Genomic DNA, 19,323 nt, shown 5'->3' on the forward strand with positions numbered 1-19,323 from the left:
TATCCAGACGGTCGCAAAGCCTTGTAGGGCTTGGGCTGGCCCTGTGACGAACAAGAGGGGACAAGATGAAGGCAGTTATTCTGGCGGGTGGCCTGGGCACGCGGATCAGCGAAGAGTCGCACCTCAAGCCCAAGCCGATGATCGAGATCGGCGGCAAGCCAATTCTCTGGCACATCATGAAGCAGTATTCCGCACACGGAATTCACGACTTCGTGATCTGCCTGGGCTACAAGGGCTACGCGATCAAGGACTTCTTCGCCAACTACTTCCTGCATACCTCTGACGTCACGTTCGACATGTCCAACAACCGCATGGACGTTCACCAGAACTACAGCGAGCCTTGGCGTGTCACGTTGATCGACACCGGCGAAGAGACCATGACCGGCGGCCGTTTGCGTCGCGCCAGCCGCTACCTGGAAGACCAGGAAGCGTTCTGCTTTACCTATGGCGATGGCGTTTCGGACCTGAATATTGGCGCACTGGTGGATTTCCACTTGAGCAGCGGCAAGCTGGCCACCGTCACGGCGGTGCAGCCGCCCGGACGTTACGGCGCACTGGAACGCGACGGTCATCTGGTGCGTGGCTTTACCGAAAAGCCACGCGGTGATGGTGGCTGGATCAACGGTGGCTTCTTTGTCCTGTCACCCAAAGTGCTGTCGCTGATCAAAGCCGACGAGACGGTCTGGGAGTCCGAGCCGTTGATGACCCTGGCGGCCGAGGGGCAACTGAACGCCTTCCAGCACGATGGTTTCTGGCACCCGATGGACACCCTGCGTGACAAGAACCATCTGGAGCACCTGTGGCAGAGCGGGGAGGCCCCATGGAAGCAGTGGGACTGAGTTCGCAATTCTGGCGCGGCAAGCGGGTACTGGTCACCGGTCACACCGGTTTCAAAGGCAGTTGGTTGACACTGTGGTTGCAAAGCCTGGGCGCTGAGGTCAGCGGATTCGCGCTGGACCCGTCCACCGAACCGAGTTTGTTCGATCTGGCGCGCGTTGCTGAAGGCATCAACGATCAGCGCGGTGACTTGCGTGACTTGGGGGCGTTGCTGGAACTGATCGCCGAGGTTCAGCCAGAAATCGTCCTGCATCTGGCGGCGCAACCGCTGGTGCGCGAAGGCTACCGTGACCCGCTCGGGACTTACTCGAGCAACGTCATGGGCACGCTCAATCTGCTGGAAGCCATTCGCCAGGTTGGCGGGGTGCGCGCCTGCGTGCTGGTGACCACCGACAAGGTCTACGCCAATCAGGAATGGCTGTGGCCCTATCGCGAGAACGAAGCCCTTGGCGGCCATGATCCTTACAGCAGCAGCAAAGCGTGCTGCGAGTTGTTGGCGCAGTCGTACGCGGCCTCGTTTTTCCCTGCCGAGCGGCATGCCGAGCATGGTCTGGCATTGGCCACGGCGCGGGCCGGGAATGTGCTCGGTGGCGGTGATTTCGCCCCGGAACGGCTGATTCCCGATGTGCTCAGGGCGTGGTCGGCGAATGAACCGGTGACCCTGCGTTATCCACAAGCCGTACGCCCTTGGCAGCACGCGCTGGAGCCCCTGGCCGGTTACCTGCAACTGGCGGCGGGCCTGTATGAGCACGGCCCGCAGTTCGCCGGCGCGTGGAACTTCGGACCGAGTGAAGGCGACATGTGCAGCGTCGGGGAAGTGGTTGAACTGCTCTCCAAACGCTGGCCGCACGCGCGAGGTTTGCGCGTCGAACCGAGTGAGTTGCATGAGGCCGGCCTGTTGCGCCTGGACAGCAGTCGCGCCCGTCAGTTGTTGGCATGGCAACCGCGCTGGTCGTTGCAAGACTGTTTGACGCACACCCTGGATTGGCACCTGGCCTGGGAAAATGGCGACGACATGCGTGCCATCACCTTGAACCAACTGAACCTGTATCGGGGGCTGCGGTGAGCGAATTCTGCATCAGTGCATTGCCACTCCAGGGCCTGTTCAGTGTTCAGCACAAACGCCATGAAGATCAGCGCGGGCACTTCGCCCGACTGTTCTGCGAGGGCAGCCTGAACGCCTTTGGCGAGCCGTTCCATATCCGTCAGATCAACCAGTCCTGCACCCGTGAGCGCGGCAGCGTGCGCGGTTTGCATTATCAGAATGCCCAGGCACCGGAAGCCAAACTGATCACCTGCCTGCGCGGTGAAGTCTGGGACATCGCGGTCGATCTGCGACCGGACTCGGCGACCTTTTTGCAGTGGCACGCCGAGCACCTGTGCGCCGGTAACGGTCGCAGCCTGTTGATTCCCGCAGGCTTCGCCCACGGCTTTCAGACCCTGAGCGACGATGCCGAGCTGCTTTATTTGCACAGCGCCGATTACGCCCCGGATCACGAAGGCGGCCTGTCGGTGCTCGATCCGCGCCTGGCGATTGCCTGGCCCGAGCCTGTCAAAAATCTGTCGACCCGGGATGCCGCCCATCCCTGGCTTGATGACCATTTCCCTGGAGTGCGTCTATGAACTGCCGAGGTTGCGGCACCCCGTTGGTGTTGCCGTTGATCGATCTGGGCACCTCGCCGCCGTCCAACGCGTACCTGCGGGCCGAGCAGTTGGAGCAGGCCGAGCAATGGGTCCCGTTGAAAGTCGCGGTCTGCCAGGAATGCTGGCTGGTGCAGACCGAGGACTACACCAGCGCTGACAGCCTGTTCGATGCTGACTATGCGTACTTCAGTTCCTTTTCCAGCACCTGGCTGGCCCATGCCGAGCGGTATGTGGCCGAGATGGTCGAGCGTTTCGGGCTGACCGCCGACAGTCGTGTGGTGGAAATTGCCGCCAACGATGGCTACTTGCTGCAGTACGTGGCGCAGCGCGGTATCCGTTGCCTCGGCGTCGAGCCGACCCGCAGTACCGCTCAGGCCGCGCGGGAAAAAGGCCTGGACATACGCGAGCTGTTCTTCGGTCGCGACACGGCCTCGCAATTGCTGAGCGAGGGCTGGGGCGCAGACCTGATGGCCGCCAACAATGTGCTGGCGCATGTGCCGGACATCAATGATTTCCTCAGCGGTTTCGCGACGCTGCTCAAGCCCGCGGGCGTGGCGACGTTCGAGTTTCCGCAGCTACTGACGCTGATGGCCGGACAGCAGTTCGACACCCTTTACCACGAACACTATTCCTATCTGTCGCTGACCGCCGTACAGCGTTTGTGCGAGCGCAATGGCCTGGAAGTTTTCGATGTCAGCGAGCTGCCGACCCATGGCGGCTCACTGCGGGTGTTCGTGCAGCGTGCCGAGGGTGTGCGTCGTGAAGTGACGCCTGCGGTGCAACAACAGTTGCAGGTCGAGCAGGCGGCCGGTGTGAAAACCCCTGCCTACTACGCGACCCTGGCCCCGGCCGCGGAGCAGATCAAACACGGACTGTTGCGTTTCCTCTTGCAGGCCAAGGCCGAAGGCAAACGCGTGGTCGGTTATGGCGCCGCCGCCAAAGGCAACACCTTGCTCAACTATGCCGGCGTCAAGCCAGACCTGCTGGCCTGGGTGGCGGATGCCAACCCGCACAAGCAAGGCAAGTTCTTGCCGGGCAGTCGTATTCCGGTGGTCGCTCCCGAGCGGATTGAAATCGAGAAACCGGACTACGTTCTGGTGCTGCCATGGAACCTGCTGGACGAGATCACCCAGCAATACGCGGTTGTCCGCAGTTGGGGCGCGCGTTTTGTCGTCGCCATTCCGGAGTTGAGCTTCAGATGAGCCGAATTCACTACACCAAGCCCAGTGTGGGCGAGCTGGAAGCCAAGTACGTGCTGGATGCTGTGCAGCATGGCTGGGGCGAGCGTTGCTACGAATACATCACACGTTTCGAGAAATCCTTCGCGCAGCACATGGGCGTGCCCTATGCCATCGCGACCTCCAGCTGTACCGGCGCCTTGCACATGGGCATGGCCGCACTGGGGATCGGCCCGGGCGATGAAGTGATTCTGGCCAACACCAACTGGATCGCCTCGGCGGCCCCCATTGATTACCTGGGCGCGACGCCGGTTTTTGTCGACGTGTTGCCCGACAGCTGGTGTCTGGACCCGGAGCAGGTCCGGCGAGCCATTACGCCACGGACCAAAGCCATCGTGGCGGTGCATTTGTATGGCAACCTGTGCGATCTGGACACGTTGCTGGAGATCGGCCGCGAGCACGGGATTGCGGTCATCGAAGACGCCGCCGAAGCCATCGGCTCGCAATGGCGTGGTAAAGCCGCGGGTTCGTTGGGGGCCTTCGGCGCCTTTTCCTTTCATGGCACCAAGACCATGACCACCGGGGAAGGCGGGATTTTCGTGACCTCGGACAAGGCGCTGTACGAGCGGGTACTTACACTCTCCAACCACGGTCGGGTCAGTGGCAGCACGCGTCAGTTCTGGCCGGATTTCATCGGCTTCAAATACAAGATGAGCAACCTGCAGGCCGCCATCGGTTGTGCCCAGATCGAACGTGTCGATGAGCTGATCGCCCGAAAACGCGCGATCTTCGATCGGTATGCCCAGGGACTGCTGGATATCCCGTTGCTGTCCATGAACCCGCAACCGGAGCATTCGAGGAACGGTTACTGGATGCCCACCGTGGTGTTCCATGAAAGCAGCGGGATTACCCGAGAGCTGTTGATCGAAGCCTTTCAAGCGGCGGATATCGATGCCCGGGTGTTTTTCTGGCCATTGTCGGCGCTGCCGATGTTTGCCGATAAGCCGGTGCACACGCCGATGGCGTTCTCGCTGTCGGAACGGGCGATCAATCTGCCGAGTTACCACGACATGACCGACGCTGATCAACAGCGGGTGATTGAGGTGATTCGCACGGTCTGCCAGCAAAGGAATGTGCTGTGAAGGTCTACCTGTTGGGCGCGGCTAACCCTGAAGCCGTGCGCATGATCGGCTCCGTCAAACGGGCCAGTCCTGCCGCGGAGTTTGCCTTTCTCGACAACGATGCAGCCAAGCACGGCACGTTGTTTCATGGCGTGCCGGTGATCGGTGGGGTCGAGCGTGTGGCCGACTTGAAAGGCCCGGACACGCACTTCGTGAACCTGATCACCCGCGACACCAAAACCCGTTACGAGACGACACGGCAGATCATCGAGGCCGGCGGAACGCTGGGCAATTTCCTGCACCCCGGCATTGATCTGAGCATGACGCGCATGGGCACCGGCAACTATCTCCAGGAAGGCGTGATCATTCAGGCCGAAGTGTCCCTGGGCGATAACAGCAGCATCAGCTACGGCAGCCTGATCGGGCACGAAGGCCGAATCGGGCATAGCGTGTTCATGGCGCCCGGCGTTGCCATCGCCGGCTGTGTCGAAGTGGCTGACGGGGCTTTCATCGGCACCAATGCCACCATCCTGCCGCGTTTGCGGATTGGCCGCTGGGCGACGGTCGGCGCCGGCGCCGTGGTCACCCGGGACGTTCCCGACTATGCCGTCGTCGTTGGCAATCCCGCACGAATTATCAAGACCCAGGCTGTCCCTTATCAGGACGGTCGGGTTTTCAACTAACAACACCCCGTATCGGAGCGTTTGCATGAATCCTCATGAGCAGTTTCGCGAAGAAGTAAGCCAGAACATCGAAGGCTTGCAGCAGGATAAAAAACTTCAGTCCGAGTCGCTGGACTGGGTCGGTGTCACGGCCAAACACAAATACACCTACAACTTCAGCTGGATGGGCCGGCCGATTATTCAGTTTCCTCAGGATATGGTCGCCATGCAGGAAATCATCTGGGACCTGCGCCCGGATGTGATCGTCGAAACGGGTATCGCCCATGGCGGCTCCCTGGTGTTTTACGCCTCGATGCTGGAACTGATCGGTCACGGCGAAGTGCTGGGTGTGGACATCGACATTCGTCAACACAACCGCGAAGCCATTGAAGCCCACCCGATGGCGCGCCGGATCAGCATGATCCAGGGTTCGAGTATCGACCAGGCCATCGTTGATGAAGTGCGTGCACGGGTTGCCGGCAAGAAAGTGCTGGTCGTTCTGGACTCCAACCACACCCACGAACATGTGCTTGAAGAGTTGCGCCTGTATGCGCCGCTGGTTTCGGTCGGCAGCTACTGCGTGGTGATGGACACCGTGGTTGAAGACATGCCGGAAGACGCCTTCCCGGATCGTCCGTGGGGCAAGGGCGATAACCCGAAAACTGCTGTCTGGGCCTACCTGGAAGAAAACCGCGACTTTGAAATCGATGCGCGGATTCACAGCAAGCTGCTGATCACCGTGGCGCCGGACGGCTATCTGCGTCGGGTTCGTTAAGCAACGACATCATTGTTGAGTTCATCGGGCGATACGCCGGTTGTGGGGAAAGACTATGCAAGGCAAGTACGGTTCTGAAAGCGGATTACCATTGAACGAGTTGTTGACGGTGGTACTCATCACCCACAACCGCCCGGCCTTTGCGCGCCGGGCGGTGAAGTTTTACAGCGCCTTGCCTTGCAGGATTCTGGTGCTGGACTCTTCGACCCAGGTCACCGATGGCATCGACGGCGTGTACCCCTCGGTCGACTATCAGCACCTGCCGCAGTACGGTTATTGGGGCATTCGGGCCAAGCTCGACTACGGCGTGCAGCAAGTCACCACGCCCTACATGGTGTTTGCCGCCGACGATGACTTCATCGTGCATGAGGCCCTCGACGCTTCGGTGTCGTTCCTGGAAGCGAATCCGGATTACGGCATGTGCCATGGCTATTGCCTGATGTACCTGACCCTGGCCAACAGCGTGAGCTACTACCGTCGGGACAAGAAGGTCTGTGAGGACTATTCATCCGAGCGCGCGCAGGACCGTGTCATCGACTTCATGCATCAGTACATCCCGCCGTTCTATGCCGTTCACCGCACTGAGCTGTTGCGTGACTGGTACGCGGTCATGCCGGAGAACACCATCTTCGAATGGCAGGAAATCGGCCATGCGTACTACATGCTGGCAATGGCTAAGGCGCGAATTCTGCCGATCCCGTATGTGGTGCGCGAGGTCAATTACCTGGAGTCGGAGCACAACACCGAGATCTACAGCACCCTGACCCTCGCCGATGCCAAGTCGGTAGCGGATCGTGAAGCATTCGCCCAATTGCTGGCGACGTTGCCGAGCACCCGTACCGGTCTTGAGACGGAGCAGGCCAGGCAATTGGCACTGGACAGTTTCGAGGCGATGGCCGACAGCCTGCGCAACCGTCGGGCGTTGACTGCCGAGCCGATTTTCGAGTCGCGCTGGAACAATGTACAGAAGGGGCCAGACCGCCGATTCGGGCTTTTGCAATACGTCGAAATGCCTTTCTACAATCAAAAGTTCTTCGACCTGTTGAGCCAGTTTGAGTTTCTGCTGCACGCCATGCCGGCCGGCCGCGTTCAGCTTCAGGGGCTCGAAGGTATCTGGACCCAGCAGGCAGACATGATGCGGCCCCGCAACAACGACACCCCTGAAAGCGTCGTCGAGCGGCTGGGGCACGCGTACGGCAGCAACCCGTTCAACCGTCAGGTGGTCAAGCGCCTGGCGCAGCAGTTGGAACTTCTGGGCGAAGCCGACGACGCGCGGGACATGTTCGCCTGGGCCGAGCGTCTGGATGCAGTATCGACTCAAGGCAATGACGAGGTGTTCGGCGCCATGCGCTCCGGTCGCCTGCTCAAGTGGCTGGCAGCGCGTACCCCGGACGCTGACGAAGTCGCTGCGACCTCGCGTTATCTGACCGCCCACAACGGTGGTCCACAGTTTGGCATTCTGGTGCTGGACCTCGACAACGACGCGGCCAAGCTACAGATCACCCTCGACAGTTTGCTGGAAGGTCACAACCACGCCTTCAAGATCGTGGTGTTCACCACGGGCGAGCCGCTGACGGCAACGACGGTGCACAACACGCTGCACTTTGTTTGCGTGACCCAGGCCAACTATGTCGACAAGCTCAATCAGATCGCCCGTCAATCGCCGTGCGACTGGTTGTTGCTGACCGAGGCGGGGGACGAGTTCACCGCTGGCGGTCTGTTGCGCGCCGGCCTGGAATTGCACGCCGCGCCCGACTGTCGAGCGGTGGCAGCGGACGAGATTCAGCGTGACGCCAATGGCGCGCTGATCGATGTGTTCCGCCCGGGCTTCAACCTCGACCTGCTGCAAAGCCTGCCGGCGCTGATGGCGCGGCACTGGCTGATCCGCAAGGATGTGCTCTTGGAGGCGGGCGGTTACCAGGCCGACTTCAGCAAGGCGCTGGAGTTCGACCTGCTGCTGCGCATCATCGAGCAGGGCGGCCTGGCCTGGCTGGCGCATCTGGACGAACCGCTGCTGATTGCTCGGGCGCCGGTGCTGGAAGACAATGCACACGAGCGTCAGGCGTTGATCCGTCACCTTGCGACCCGTGGCTACAAGGCACAAATCAGCTCTGCCGAGCCGGGTACTTATCAAATCGACTACCGTCACACTGAACGTCCGTTGGTGTCGATCATCGTGGCGAGCCAGGACAATCTGGCGCAGCTGCAACGTTGTCTGACCGGCATTGTGCAGCGAACCCGCTATACCCGTTACGAAGTACTGATCGCCGACAACGCGAGCCAGTCTCCGGACATCCTGCAATGGCTGGACGGCCTCGGGCGGCCGGGCGACAAGGTCCGTGTTCTGCGGGCACACGAGCGAATCAGCCTCTCGGCGTTGTACAACGAGGCCAGTCAGCAGGCTCAGGGTGAATACCTGGTGCTGCTGGCGGCGGACAGTGAAGTGGTCAACCCGAATTGGCTCGATTCCCTGCTCAATCAGGCCCAGCGCCCGGAAGTTGGTGTGGTCGGCGCCAAGCTGCTTGATCGCGACGCCAAGGTGACTCAGGCTGGGCTGATTCTGGGCATGAACGACGGCGTCGGTTCGGCGTTCGTTGGCGAGTCCAAGGATGCCAAGGGCTACTTGAATCGTCTGGTGCTGGAGCAGAATTATTCGGCCGTCTCGGCGGTGTGCCTGATGATCCGCAAAGCGTTGTTCGATGAGGTTGGCGGGCTGGACGAACACGCGTTCGCCGACGCCTACGGCGATGTCGATCTGTGCCTGAAAGCCGGTCAGGCCGGCTATTTGGTGGTGTGGACGCCGCAGGTGCAGGTCATTCACCCAGGCACCTTGCCCGAGGCACCGCAGGCGCTTGCGGTCTTGCGTGAAAAATGGGCCGGGCCGTTCCAGCACGATCTGGCTTACAACAAGAACCTCGCCCTGACCGGCAAGGGTTTCACCCTTGGCAACGCAACCAGTGTGGATTGGGCGCGGTTGCTGGTTTAAGTCTGGCGCACAGGTAAAAGGATTCACGGTATGTTCAACGGCAAATCGATTTTCATCTCGGGCGGTACCGGGTCGTTTGGACGCATGTTCATCCGGCGTTTGCTCGAGCAGTACCAACCCAAGCGGGTGGTGGTGTTCTCGCGCGACGAACTCAAGCAGTACGAGATGCAGCAAACCTTTAATGCCCCGTGCATGCGTTACTTTCTGGGCGATGTGCGCGATGCCGAGCGTTTGCGTCAGGCGATGCGCGGGGTCGATTACGTGGTGCATGCCGCGGCCCTGAAACAGGTGCCCGCGGCGGAATACAACCCCACTGAATGCATTCGTACCAACGTCAACGGCGCGGAAAATATCATCGCCGCCGCCATTGATAACGGTGTGAAGAAAGTCGTTGCGCTGTCCACCGACAAGGCGGCCAGCCCGATCAACCTGTACGGTGCGACCAAGCTGCTCTCGGACAAACTGTTCGTCGCGGCGAACAATATCGCCGGTGATCAGCAAACCCGGTTTGCGGTGGTGCGTTACGGCAATGTCGCCGGGTCACGTGGCTCGGTGGTGCCGTTCTTCAGCAAGCTGATAGCCGAGGGTGCGAAAGAACTGCCGATTACCGACGAGCGCATGACCCGCTTCTGGATCACCCTCGATCACGGTGTGCAGTTCGTGCTCGACAGCTTCGCGCGCATGCAGGGTGGAGAGGTTTTCGTGCCGAAGATCCCGTCGATCCGCATCGTCGATCTGGCACGGGGCATGGCTGAGCCTTTGCCGCACAAGATCGTCGGAATTCGTCCGGGTGAAAAACTCCATGAATTGATGGTACCGCTCGATGACGCACGGATGACCCTGGAGTTTGAGGACCACTACACCATCGAGCCGTCGATTCGTTTTACTCACGTCGACATTGATTTTGCGCTGGACGGCTTGGGTGAGCAGGGCCGGCGCGTGAGCGAGGACTTCGAGTACCGTTCCGACACCAATGCGCATTTCCTCTCGGTCGACCAGATCGCCGAGTTGCACGCCGAGTTGTCGGCATGATTCCTTACGGTCGGCAAAGCCTGGATCAGGCGGATATCGACGCAGTGGTCGCGGTGTTGCAGTCCGACTGGTTGACCCAAGGGCCGACCATCGAACGTTTTGAACAGGCGATGGCCCAGCGCTGCCAGGCGGATCACGCGGTGGCGGTGTGCAATGCCACTGCAGCGTTGCACATCGCGTGCCTGGCAGCGGGCCTCGGGCCGGGCGACCGCTTGTGGACCACGCCGAATACCTTTTTGGCCTCGGCCAATTGCGGTCGCTATTGCGGCGCCGAGGTGGACTTTGTCGATATCGATCCGCTGACCTGGAACCTCGATGCCTACGCCCTGAAAGCGAAGCTGGAAACGGCGGAGGACAACGGCACGCTGCCTAAAGTGCTGGTAGCGGTGGCGTTCTCCGGGCAGAGCTGCGACCTGCGCATGATCGCCGAACTGGCCGAGCGCTATGGTTTCACAGTGATCGAGGATGCGTCCCACGCGGTGGGTGCGTCTTATGCCGGGCGCCCGGTGGGGTGTGGTGAGTTCGCGGCGATGACGGTGTTCAGCTTTCACCCGGTGAAGATCATCACAAGCGCCGAAGGCGGCATGGTCCTGACCAATCGCCGGGACCTGGCCGAGCGCCTGCAACGCCTGCGCAGCCACGGCATGACCCGCGACCCCGAGCAAATGACCGAACCCAGTCACGGCCCCTGGTACTACCAGCAGGTGGAACTGGGCTTCAACTACCGCATCACCGACCTGCAAGCTGCGCTCGGGCTGTCGCAGTTGAACAAGCTGGATGACTTCATCGAGCGCCGGCGTGAGTTGGCGGCGCGTTATGACCGTTTGCTGGCGTACCTGCCGCTGACCTTGCCCAGCGCTCAGCCCGAGGCCAAGTCGGCGTGGCATCTGTATGTGGTGCGTCTGCAACTCGATCGTATAAACCTCAGTCATCGACAGGTGATTGAAGGTTTGCGAGCGGCTGGGGTCGGGGTGAATCTGCACTATATTCCGGTGCATTTGCAGCCGTACTATCGGGACCTGGGCTTCGCCGAAGGTGATTTCCCGCAGGCCGAGCGTTACTACGCCGAGGCCATCAGCCTGCCGCTGTTTCCGTTACTCAGCGACGAACAACAGGACTATGTGGTCGAGCAACTGCGCCGGCTGACTGAATAAATATCTTGGAAGGTTGCGGCGTAGCCCTGTAGGAGCAGCCTTCGGCAGCTCCTACGGGGATAGCACCAGGCCATAGTAATGAGCGGATGGGAATGTGTGATGCGCGAACTCAGTGAGCAGGAAAAATTCTGGCAAGGCGACTTCGGTAACCAGTACGTCGACCGCAACGTCGGCCAGCCTTTGGTGGCGGCCAACCTGGCCTTGTTTGCCAAGGCGTTGACGCGGGCCGGGCGAATTGAAAGCCTGGTGGAGTTGGGCACCAATGCCGGCAACAATCTGCGGGCGCTGCGTCAGTTGTTGCCGCAGTGCGAACTGTTCGGCGTAGAGATCAATGCCAGCGCGTTTGCCCAGGCGCAGGCGCTGGGGATTGCGCAGATCTGGCACGGTTCGTTGTTCGATTTCCCCCGCGAACGCACCTTTGACCTGACCCTGAGCAAAGGCGTGCTGATTCACTTGGCGCCGCAGCTGCTGCCAGCGGCCTATGCGCAGCTGTATGAACTGAGCCGGCGCTATATCCTGATCGGCGAGTACTACAACCCGTCGCCTGTCGAGGTGTCGTATCGCGGTAACAGCGGTAAATTGTTCAAGCGCGATTTCGCCGGTGAAATGCTTGATCGCTATGATGACTTGCAACTGGTGGATTACGGGTTTGGCTACCACCGCGACTCGCAATTCCCGGTGGATGACATCACCTGGTTTCTTCTGGAAAAACGCCGTTGAGCAACGTCGCCATCATCCCGGCCCGCGGTGGCAGCAAACGCATACCGCGCAAGAACCTCAAGCCGTTTGACGGCGTGCCGATGATTGCCCGTTCAATTCAAGCGGCCCTCGATTCGGGGTTGTTCGCCCAGGTGGTGGTCAGCACCGACGATGACGAAATCGCCGAGCTGGCCCGAGTCAGTGGTGCGCAGGTGCCGTTCGTGCGTCCGGCAACCCTGGCTGATGATTTCACCGGTACGGCGGCGGTGATTGTCCATGCACTGGAAGAACTGCATCGACAGGGCAGCGACTTTGATTACGCCTGCTGCATTTACGCCACCGCGCCGCTGCTGCAAACGCGGTTTCTGCAACAGGGTCTGGAGCGGCTGGAACAGCATCCGGACAAGTCGTTCGCGTTCTCGGTGTGCGACTTTGGTTTTCCAGTGCAGCGTGCCCTGACTCTTGACGATCAGGGCGCCTTGAGCGCGTTGTACCCGGAATTTCGTAACACTCGCTCCCAGGATTTACCGCCGGCCTATCAGGACGCCGGGCAGTTCTATTGGGGCCGCAGCAGTGCCTGGTTGCGCGGTGATGTGTTGTATTCGCCGCAGAGCCTGCCGGTGATCCTGCCGCGCCATCTGGTGCAAGACATCGACACTCTCGAAGACTGGAAACGCGCCGAGTACCTGTACGCCGCACTGAAGGCTGGCGGTGAATTGCAATGAGAGTGCTGATCCGTGCCGACGCCTCGCCGACCATTGGCAGCGGCCACATCGCCCGTTGCCTGACCTTGGCCAGAGCCTTGCGCCAGATGGGCGCGCACGTCGCGTTTGCCTGTCGCCTGTTGCCGGGGCATCGGCTCGACAGTCTCGCCGCTGAAGGCTTTGAAACCTTCGCGCTGCCGGATCGCTATCCCGATGAAGACCCGCAACAGGCCATCGAAGCCATACTGCCGTGGCAGGCGGACATCGCTGCGTTGGGGCAAGCGCTGGAACAGCACGCGGTGTTCGACTGGATCATTGCCGACCATTACGGCCTCGATCACCACTGGCAGACCGCCGCCCGTCGCTGGGCACCACGGATCGGCGCAGTGGATGATCTGGCAACTCGCACCTACAGTGTCGATCTGCTGCTCAACCAGAATCTTTCTGGCACGCCAGAGGCCTATGCTTCGCTGCTTGCCCCGGGATGTCAGACCTTGTTTGGTCCGCATTTCGCCATGCTGCGAGACGAGTTCTGCTGCCCGGCGATTGTCATCAAGCCCTGGGCCAAACGCGTATTGGTGAACTTCGGCGGCTTCGATGCGGCGAGGCAGACTCACCATGCGATGCTCGCGTTGACCGATTTCCATGAACTGGAAGTCGACTTCGTCGCCGGTGCCGACAACCCGGCGTGGGAGCAGATGCAGGCGCTGGCGGCCAGTCGCCCGAACTGGCGTTTACAGCGTTTTGTCAGCGACTTTTACCGGCTGATGACCGAAGCCGACCTGTTTATCGGCGCCGGTGGTGGCACCAGTTGGGAGCGGGCGGCCATGGGGCTGCCGACGATTTGTATTGCAGTGTCGAACAATCAGCAGGCCAATGGCGAGGTCATGGCGACGTCGGGCGCCCATGTGTTCCTGGGCGCTCGGGAGCAGGTCAGCGTTGAGCAACTGCGCCAGGCCATCGGTTTTGTCGCAGGCAATCAGGGCTTGCGCCAGAGTCTGGCCAAGCGCTCTCGGCAATTGGTCGATGGTCGTGGGGCGCAGCGGGTCGCGGCAGCGCTGGCCGGTGCTGTGCTGCCGGTGCGCAAGGCGACGCTGGACGATGCGCGTCTGTTGTTTGATGGACGTAATGCCGAGGCGGTACGGCGCTGGTCGCTGGACAACCGCAGCATCGACTGGCAAGCGCACCAGGCCTGGCTGGCCGCGAGTTTGAGCAGTCAGCAGCGTTTGCTGTTGATTGCCGAGGCCGGTGATGGCCCGGTTGGCGTTCTGCGCTACGACCTTCATGGGGTGAGCGCCGAAGTCTCGATTTATTTGTTCGAAGGCCGTTTCGGTCTGGGATGGGGCAGGGCGCTGCTGGCTCGTGGCGAAGCCTTTGTGACGGCCCATTGGCCGCAAGTGCGCACCATCACCGCGCGGGTGTTGCCTGCCAATCGGCCGTCGTTGAGCCTGTTTCGCGAAGCCGGTTTTACCCAGAGCGCTTGCGCGTTCACGCGCGTATTGAAGGAGTACAGACATGACTAGCTTCAAGATTGGCGACCGCATGATCGGTGTCGATGCGCCACCATTCATCATCGCCGAGATGAGCGGCAACCATAATCAGTCCCTGGAGGTCGCGTTGCAGATCGTCGAGGCTGCGGCCAGGGCCGGCGCGCATGCCTTGAAGCTGCAAACCTACACCGCCGACACCATGACCCTGGATCTGGATCACGGCGAGTTCTTCATTCAGGATCCCGACAGTCTATGGGCCGGCTCTTCGCTGTATGCGCTGTATGAGAAGGCGCATACGCCGTGGGAATGGCATGCGCCGATCTTTGCCCGGGCCAGGGAGCTGGGCATGCTGGCGTTCTCGACGCCGTTCGATGAGACGGCCGTGGATTTTCTCGAAAGTCTCGACGTGCCGGCCTACAAGATCGCCAGTTTTGAAAACACCGACTTGCCGTTGATTCGCCGGGTGGCGGCCACCGGTAAGCCGCTGATCATTTCCACCGGTATGGCCAGCATCGCCGAGCTGGATGAAACCGTGCGTGCGGCGCGTGCGGCCGGCTGCAAGGATCTGGTGCTGCTCAAATGCACCAGCACCTACCCGGCCACGCCGGCCAACAGCAACGTGCGAACCATCCCGCACCTGCGCGAACTGTTTGGTTGCGAAGTGGGATTGTCCGATCACTCCATGGGCGTCGGGGTCTCGGTGGCGGCGGTGGCTCTTGGGGCGACGGTGGTGGAAAAACACTTCACCCTGGATCGGGCTGCCGGCGGTGTCGACGCGAGTTTCTCGCTGGAACCGGCCGAACTGGCCAGCCTGGTGGTCGAGACCGAGCGCGCCTGGCAAGCCATGGGGCAGGTGCGTTATGGCGCCACCGAGGCCGAACAGAAGTCGCTGGTGTACCGTCGCTCGCTGTACGTCGCCCAGGACATGGCCGTCGGTGAGGTGTTCACACCCGACAACCTGCGGGCCATTCGTCCGGGTCTGGGTCTGGCCCCCAAACACGCTGAAAGCATTATCGGACGACGTGCCCGCGAGCCTCTAAAGCGCGGCACACCGCTGGCCTGGTCGCTTATCGAATGAGCACTTCTGTGGCTGATTGCGCAAAATAGCGTGACCTGCGAGTCATAACGCGCATCTTCACTGTATTGTATTGATCGGGAAGATGGCGCCTGGCCGGTTATCGGCTCAGTGATAGCCCTTTAGGCTTTCCGTGGTTGCCCATTGCGGGCAACGCAAACTCTATGTGTCGGCGCCCCTCGATTCGTGCGAATGGGGGTATTCAGCTGTTAATTATTGGGAAGCCGTAATGATTGGCATAAAAAGCATTGCGAGCTACGTTCCTGTAGCCGGCGTGGACAATTACGCACAAGGTGCAAAATTCGAAAAGGATGAGGAATTCATCCTGGGCAAGATCGGTTCCGCTTTCCTGCCGCGTAAAGACGTCGGGCAGGAAACCTCGGACCTGTGTGTCGAAGCGGTCAATACGCTGTTCGCCAACAATCCTGAGCTCAAGCGCGAATCGATCGATGTGCTGATCGTCGTCACCCAGAACGGCGACGAAGAGGGTCTGCCGCACACCTCCGCGATCGTTCAGGACAAGCTCGGTCTGCCGACCACCGTTGCCGCCTTCGATATCTCCCTGGGCTGCTCTGGCTACGTTTACGGCATCTACGCGATCAAGGGCTTCATGGAAGCCGCGGGCCTGAAGAACGGCCTGTTGGTGACCGCCGACCCTTACTCGAAAATCGTCGACCCTGAAGACCGCAACACCACCATGCTGTTCGGTGATGCCGCCACCGCGACCTGGATGGGCGAAGACGCCCCGTGGCAGTTGGGCAAGGCCAAATTCGGCACTGACGGCTCCGGTGCACCGCACTTGAAAGTCACTGACGGGGTGTTCTTCATGAACGGTCGTCAGGTGTTCAATTTTGCGTTGCTGAAAGTCCCGGCGCATTTGCACGAGTTGCTCGACGAGTCCGGCCTGCACGCCGACGATATCGATGCGTTCTGCATTCACCAGGGCAGTGCGGCGATTGTTGACGCTGTGGCGCGGCGCTTCGAAGGCGATCCGGAGAAATTCATCAAGGACATGGTCGAGACCGGTAATACCGTGTCTTCGAGCATTCCGTTGCTGCTGGAAAAACACGTACTCGACACCAAATGGAAGCGCGTTGCGCTGAGCGGTTTTGGTGTAGGGCTCTCGTGGGGTTCGGCGATCATTTATCGCCCTTGAGCTAAATCCTGTGGCATAAAAATAGCGTTCAAGGTGTAACCTTGAACGCTATTTTTTTGCCTGAATGACAGTCGAGGCAGTATGAGCGACAGCGCTGAACACAATTTCCAGGTGATAGAGAGTCGCTGGCCGGCGTTGCATGTACGGTTGATGACGGAAGACAGCGCGGCGGTTCAGGCGGAGCTGGTGGAAGGTTTGGGTTCGACCCTGAGCATTGCGGGCATCCAGCTCACCAGTCGCCATGACCGCACGCGTGAAGCGCGGTTGCAAGCGGCCAGCCTGCCGCCGGAGAGCCCCGTGGTGCATGTCTACGGCACCGGGCTGGGTGACTTGCCGTGCGTGCTGCTTGAAAACGCCGAGCTTCAGCGTTTGTACGTGCATATCCTCAATGGCGCGATTTTCTCGTTGACGCTGCAGTTGCTCGATCAGCGGCAGTGGCTCAGTGATCCGAGGGTCGAGTTGATCTATGCCGGCGACTTGTCGGATATCCACCTGCCGTTTTTTGCGTTGCCGTCCGAGATGCTGCTGGCAGATGATTTCAATGCCAAGATTCGAGATCGGCTGATCAGCGAAGTGCACCTTACCTTCAATAATCGTGAGTTCGATCCGCAGTCTCCGGCGATCATTGAGCGGCTGGAGGAGAGTCGTGAACTCGTTAGTCGTGATCGCGATGTGGCCGAGTTGTTTGCGACGTGTACCGGTCGGGAAGTCTATGTGATCGGCACGGGCCCCAGTCTTGAACTGCATTTCGACCAGCTTCTGGCGATACGCGAGCGCGAACAGCGTCCCTTGTTCATCAGCGTCGATACCGCCTATCGACCGTTGCTCGAGCATGGCATCAGGCCGGATCTGGTGGTCAGTATCGACCGGCAAATCAGCTTCAGGCACTTGCCGCCCGAGGACTCCGACAACATCCCGCTGGTGTACCTGCCCATGAGCGATCCGCAGGTGCTGAAGGCCTGGAAAGGTACGCGTTACGTCGGGTATTCCGCCAGCCCGGTCTATGCCGCTATCCGCCAACAGATCAGCAGGGCTGAACTGTATGTCGGTGGCAGCGTGATTCATCCTGCAGTGGATCTGGCGGTGAAGATGGGCGCGGACCGGATTACCTTGTTCGGCGCCGACTTTGCGTTCCCGATGAACAAAACCCATACCGGCTGGAATGATGGCGATCTGGGACAGGGGGTGAATCTGGCCAGACACTGGGTGCTCGATGGGCATGGGTTGCGGGTTCGAACGCAGCTGAACTTCCGCAGTTACCTGTGTGAGCTGGAGCGCTACATTGCCGGGCATCCACAAGTGCGCTTCTTTAACAGCAGCCGGGCGGGGGCGATGATTGTGGGGACGACGTTCAATCAGGAGTTCGTGCAATGAGCGGGCTTGCACACTGTGTCATCGATTGCCGGCAGTGCGCCGAGCTGTTTCGTCTCGGGCGTGATGTCGAGGCCGCGCTGACCATGGTCGATGTATTCGATAAGGTGCAAGACCAGCTGTGTCAGGCCTCAGCAGATGTTCAGCAGCAGTGGGCGCAATTGCTCATGTCGATGCTGGCTGCTCAGGAGGCGCAGGACTGGCTGGGGTTGGCCGACACCATGGAGTATGAATTGATCGACTTGCTGGAGGCGAGTCACGCTCACCTCTGAACAGTTCTCTGCCGGCCAAAGCGATCCTCTCGCCTCTCTGTTGTCGGCAATTTCCTGACGTCATTTTTCTCTCGTGGGTCTCGTGCAAGCCTTTGTTTTCGGGGGGGTGGCAGTGTGATGGCAATTTTTTTCAAAAAAGCCCTCAAGCAACCTGCAATCGCGACGATAACTACTACGAAGGTTCTCTAGGCCACACCCGGCGGTTGCCAGGGCCGGAAGCCGCAGTACCCAACCAACGAGGAACTCACCATGTCTTTAGGCGTAAACACTAACGTCGCTTCTCTGTCTGTTCAGAAAAACCTGAACAATGCCGCTAACGCTTTGGCGACCTCCATGACTCGCCTGTCTTCCGGCCTGAAAATCAACAGCGCCAAAGACGACGCTGCCGGCCTGCAGATCGCTACCCGTATGAGCAGCCAGATCCGCGGTCAGACTGTAGCTATCAAAAACGCCAACGACGGCATCTCGATGGCTCAGACTGCTGAAGGCGCTCTGCAAGAGACCACCAACATTCTGCAACGTATGCGTGAACTGGCTGTCCAGGCACGTAACGGCACCAACGGCACTGCTGACCAGACCGCGACCAACGCGGAATTCACTCAGATGTCCGACGAACTGACTCGTATCTCCCAGAGCACCAACCTGAACGGCAAAAACCTGCTGGACGGTTCCGCTGGTAGCATGACCCTGCAAGTGGGTTCCAACACCGGTACTGCCAACCAGATCACTCTGACCCTGAGCACCAAGTTCGACGCCGTCAGCCTGTCGGTAGGTAGCGGTACTACTGTTCTGACCGGTGCTACCAGCGCTGCTGCTGGTTCCGCCATCGACGGCGCCATCACTGCAATCGACGCTGCAATCGCCTCCGTAGGTGCCACTCGTGCAAACCTCGGTGCTGCGCAGAACCGTTTGACCAGCACCATCTCCAACCTGCAGAACGTCAACGAAAACGCCACCGCTGCACTGGGTCGCGTACAAGATACCGACTTCGCTGCGGAAACTGCTCAACTGACCAAGCAGCAAACCCTGCAATCGGCTTCCACCGCTGTTCTGGCGCAAGCCAACCAGCTGCCAAACGCCGTACTGAAACTGCTTCAGTAATTTTGCAATGAGTTTTGGCGGGGGAGTGCGCTGGTCGTGCTCTTCCGCTTTTTGCTTATAAAAAGG

General features: G+C 60.2%; 18 protein-coding genes. All 18 read left to right on the plus strand.

From position 1 onward, the window contains the following. Positions 1-65: 65 nt before the first annotated feature. A complete protein-coding gene (gene rfbF, locus AC1RPZ_RS25410) occupies positions 66-839 on the plus strand; it encodes a glucose-1-phosphate cytidylyltransferase (RefSeq protein WP_493140392.1) in 774 nt (257 codons plus the stop codon). After that, complete coding sequence (gene rfbG, locus AC1RPZ_RS25415; RefSeq protein WP_493140394.1) at positions 821-1,903, plus strand: CDP-glucose 4,6-dehydratase; 1,083 nt, start codon at positions 821-823, stop codon at positions 1,901-1,903. Before rfbF ends, rfbG begins: the two co-directional genes overlap by 19 nt. Further along, the gene (locus AC1RPZ_RS25420) at positions 1,900-2,460 is read left to right on the plus strand and encodes a dTDP-4-dehydrorhamnose 3,5-epimerase family protein (RefSeq protein ID WP_493140396.1); all 561 of its coding nucleotides are present in this window, start codon (positions 1,900-1,902) and stop codon (positions 2,458-2,460) included. The genes rfbG and AC1RPZ_RS25420 overlap by 4 nt, the downstream gene beginning before the upstream one ends. Further along, positions 2,457-3,683 carry a methyltransferase domain-containing protein gene (locus AC1RPZ_RS25425; RefSeq protein WP_493140397.1) on the plus strand — a complete coding sequence of 409 codons (1,227 nt, stop codon included), beginning with the start codon at positions 2,457-2,459 and terminating at the stop codon, positions 3,681-3,683. Before AC1RPZ_RS25420 ends, AC1RPZ_RS25425 begins: the two co-directional genes overlap by 4 nt. Continuing rightward, positions 3,680-4,801, plus strand: coding sequence for a DegT/DnrJ/EryC1/StrS family aminotransferase (locus tag AC1RPZ_RS25430; RefSeq protein WP_493140399.1), 1,122 nt, complete (start codon positions 3,680-3,682; stop codon positions 4,799-4,801). The genes AC1RPZ_RS25425 and AC1RPZ_RS25430 overlap by 4 nt, the downstream gene beginning before the upstream one ends. Continuing rightward, a complete protein-coding gene (locus AC1RPZ_RS25435) occupies positions 4,798-5,463 on the plus strand; it encodes an acetyltransferase (RefSeq protein WP_493140400.1) in 666 nt (221 codons plus the stop codon). The genes AC1RPZ_RS25430 and AC1RPZ_RS25435 overlap by 4 nt, the downstream gene beginning before the upstream one ends. A 25-nt stretch (positions 5,464-5,488) precedes the next feature. Continuing rightward, positions 5,489-6,217 carry a cephalosporin hydroxylase family protein gene (locus AC1RPZ_RS25440; RefSeq protein WP_493140402.1) on the plus strand — a complete coding sequence of 243 codons (729 nt, stop codon included), beginning with the start codon at positions 5,489-5,491 and terminating at the stop codon, positions 6,215-6,217. Between the two features lie 55 nt (positions 6,218-6,272). Next, positions 6,273-9,203, plus strand: a complete 2,931-nt coding sequence (locus tag AC1RPZ_RS25445; protein ID WP_493140404.1) for a TIGR00180 family glycosyltransferase — start codon at positions 6,273-6,275, stop codon at positions 9,201-9,203. Between the two features lie 30 nt (positions 9,204-9,233). Continuing rightward, positions 9,234-10,235: a UDP-N-acetylglucosamine 4,6-dehydratase (inverting) gene (gene pseB / locus AC1RPZ_RS25450; protein WP_493140406.1), complete on the plus strand. Its 1,002-nt coding sequence runs from the start codon at positions 9,234-9,236 to the stop codon at positions 10,233-10,235. Further along, complete coding sequence (gene pseC / locus AC1RPZ_RS25455) at positions 10,232-11,389, plus strand: UDP-4-amino-4,6-dideoxy-N-acetyl-beta-L-altrosamine transaminase (protein ID WP_493140408.1); 1,158 nt, start codon at positions 10,232-10,234, stop codon at positions 11,387-11,389. The genes pseB and pseC overlap by 4 nt, the downstream gene beginning before the upstream one ends. A 99-nt stretch (positions 11,390-11,488) precedes the next feature. After that, positions 11,489-12,109, plus strand: coding sequence for a pseudaminic acid biosynthesis-associated methylase (locus tag AC1RPZ_RS25460; RefSeq protein WP_493140410.1), 621 nt, complete (start codon positions 11,489-11,491; stop codon positions 12,107-12,109). Continuing rightward, positions 12,106-12,813, plus strand: coding sequence for a pseudaminic acid cytidylyltransferase (gene pseF / locus AC1RPZ_RS25465; RefSeq protein WP_493140412.1), 708 nt, complete (start codon positions 12,106-12,108; stop codon positions 12,811-12,813). The genes AC1RPZ_RS25460 and pseF overlap by 4 nt, the downstream gene beginning before the upstream one ends. After that, positions 12,810-14,315, plus strand: a complete 1,506-nt coding sequence (pseG, locus tag AC1RPZ_RS25470) for a UDP-2,4-diacetamido-2,4,6-trideoxy-beta-L-altropyranose hydrolase (RefSeq protein ID WP_493140414.1) — start codon at positions 12,810-12,812, stop codon at positions 14,313-14,315. Before pseF ends, pseG begins: the two co-directional genes overlap by 4 nt. Beyond that, positions 14,308-15,360 carry a pseudaminic acid synthase gene (gene pseI, locus AC1RPZ_RS25475; protein WP_493140416.1) on the plus strand — a complete coding sequence of 351 codons (1,053 nt, stop codon included), beginning with the start codon at positions 14,308-14,310 and terminating at the stop codon, positions 15,358-15,360. Before pseG ends, pseI begins: the two co-directional genes overlap by 8 nt. 226 nt (positions 15,361-15,586) lie before the next feature. Then, the gene (locus AC1RPZ_RS25480; protein ID WP_493140418.1) at positions 15,587-16,513 is read left to right on the plus strand and encodes a ketoacyl-ACP synthase III; all 927 of its coding nucleotides are present in this window, start codon (positions 15,587-15,589) and stop codon (positions 16,511-16,513) included. Positions 16,514-16,594: 81 nt separating this feature from the next. Beyond that, positions 16,595-17,887 carry a motility associated factor glycosyltransferase family protein gene (locus tag AC1RPZ_RS25485; RefSeq protein ID WP_493140420.1) on the plus strand — a complete coding sequence of 431 codons (1,293 nt, stop codon included), beginning with the start codon at positions 16,595-16,597 and terminating at the stop codon, positions 17,885-17,887. After that, positions 17,884-18,156 (plus strand): hypothetical protein, encoded by a 273-nt coding sequence (locus tag AC1RPZ_RS25490; RefSeq protein ID WP_493140422.1) that lies wholly within the window; start codon positions 17,884-17,886, stop codon positions 18,154-18,156. The genes AC1RPZ_RS25485 and AC1RPZ_RS25490 overlap by 4 nt, the downstream gene beginning before the upstream one ends. Before the next feature lie 249 nt (positions 18,157-18,405). Beyond that, on the plus strand, positions 18,406-19,257 hold the full coding sequence (locus tag AC1RPZ_RS25495) for a flagellin domain-containing protein (RefSeq protein ID WP_493140424.1): 852 nt from the start codon (positions 18,406-18,408) through the stop codon (positions 19,255-19,257). Positions 19,258-19,323: the final 66 nt, after the last annotated feature.

The organism is Pseudomonas sp. GW822-FHT02D10, from assembly GCF_058802345.1.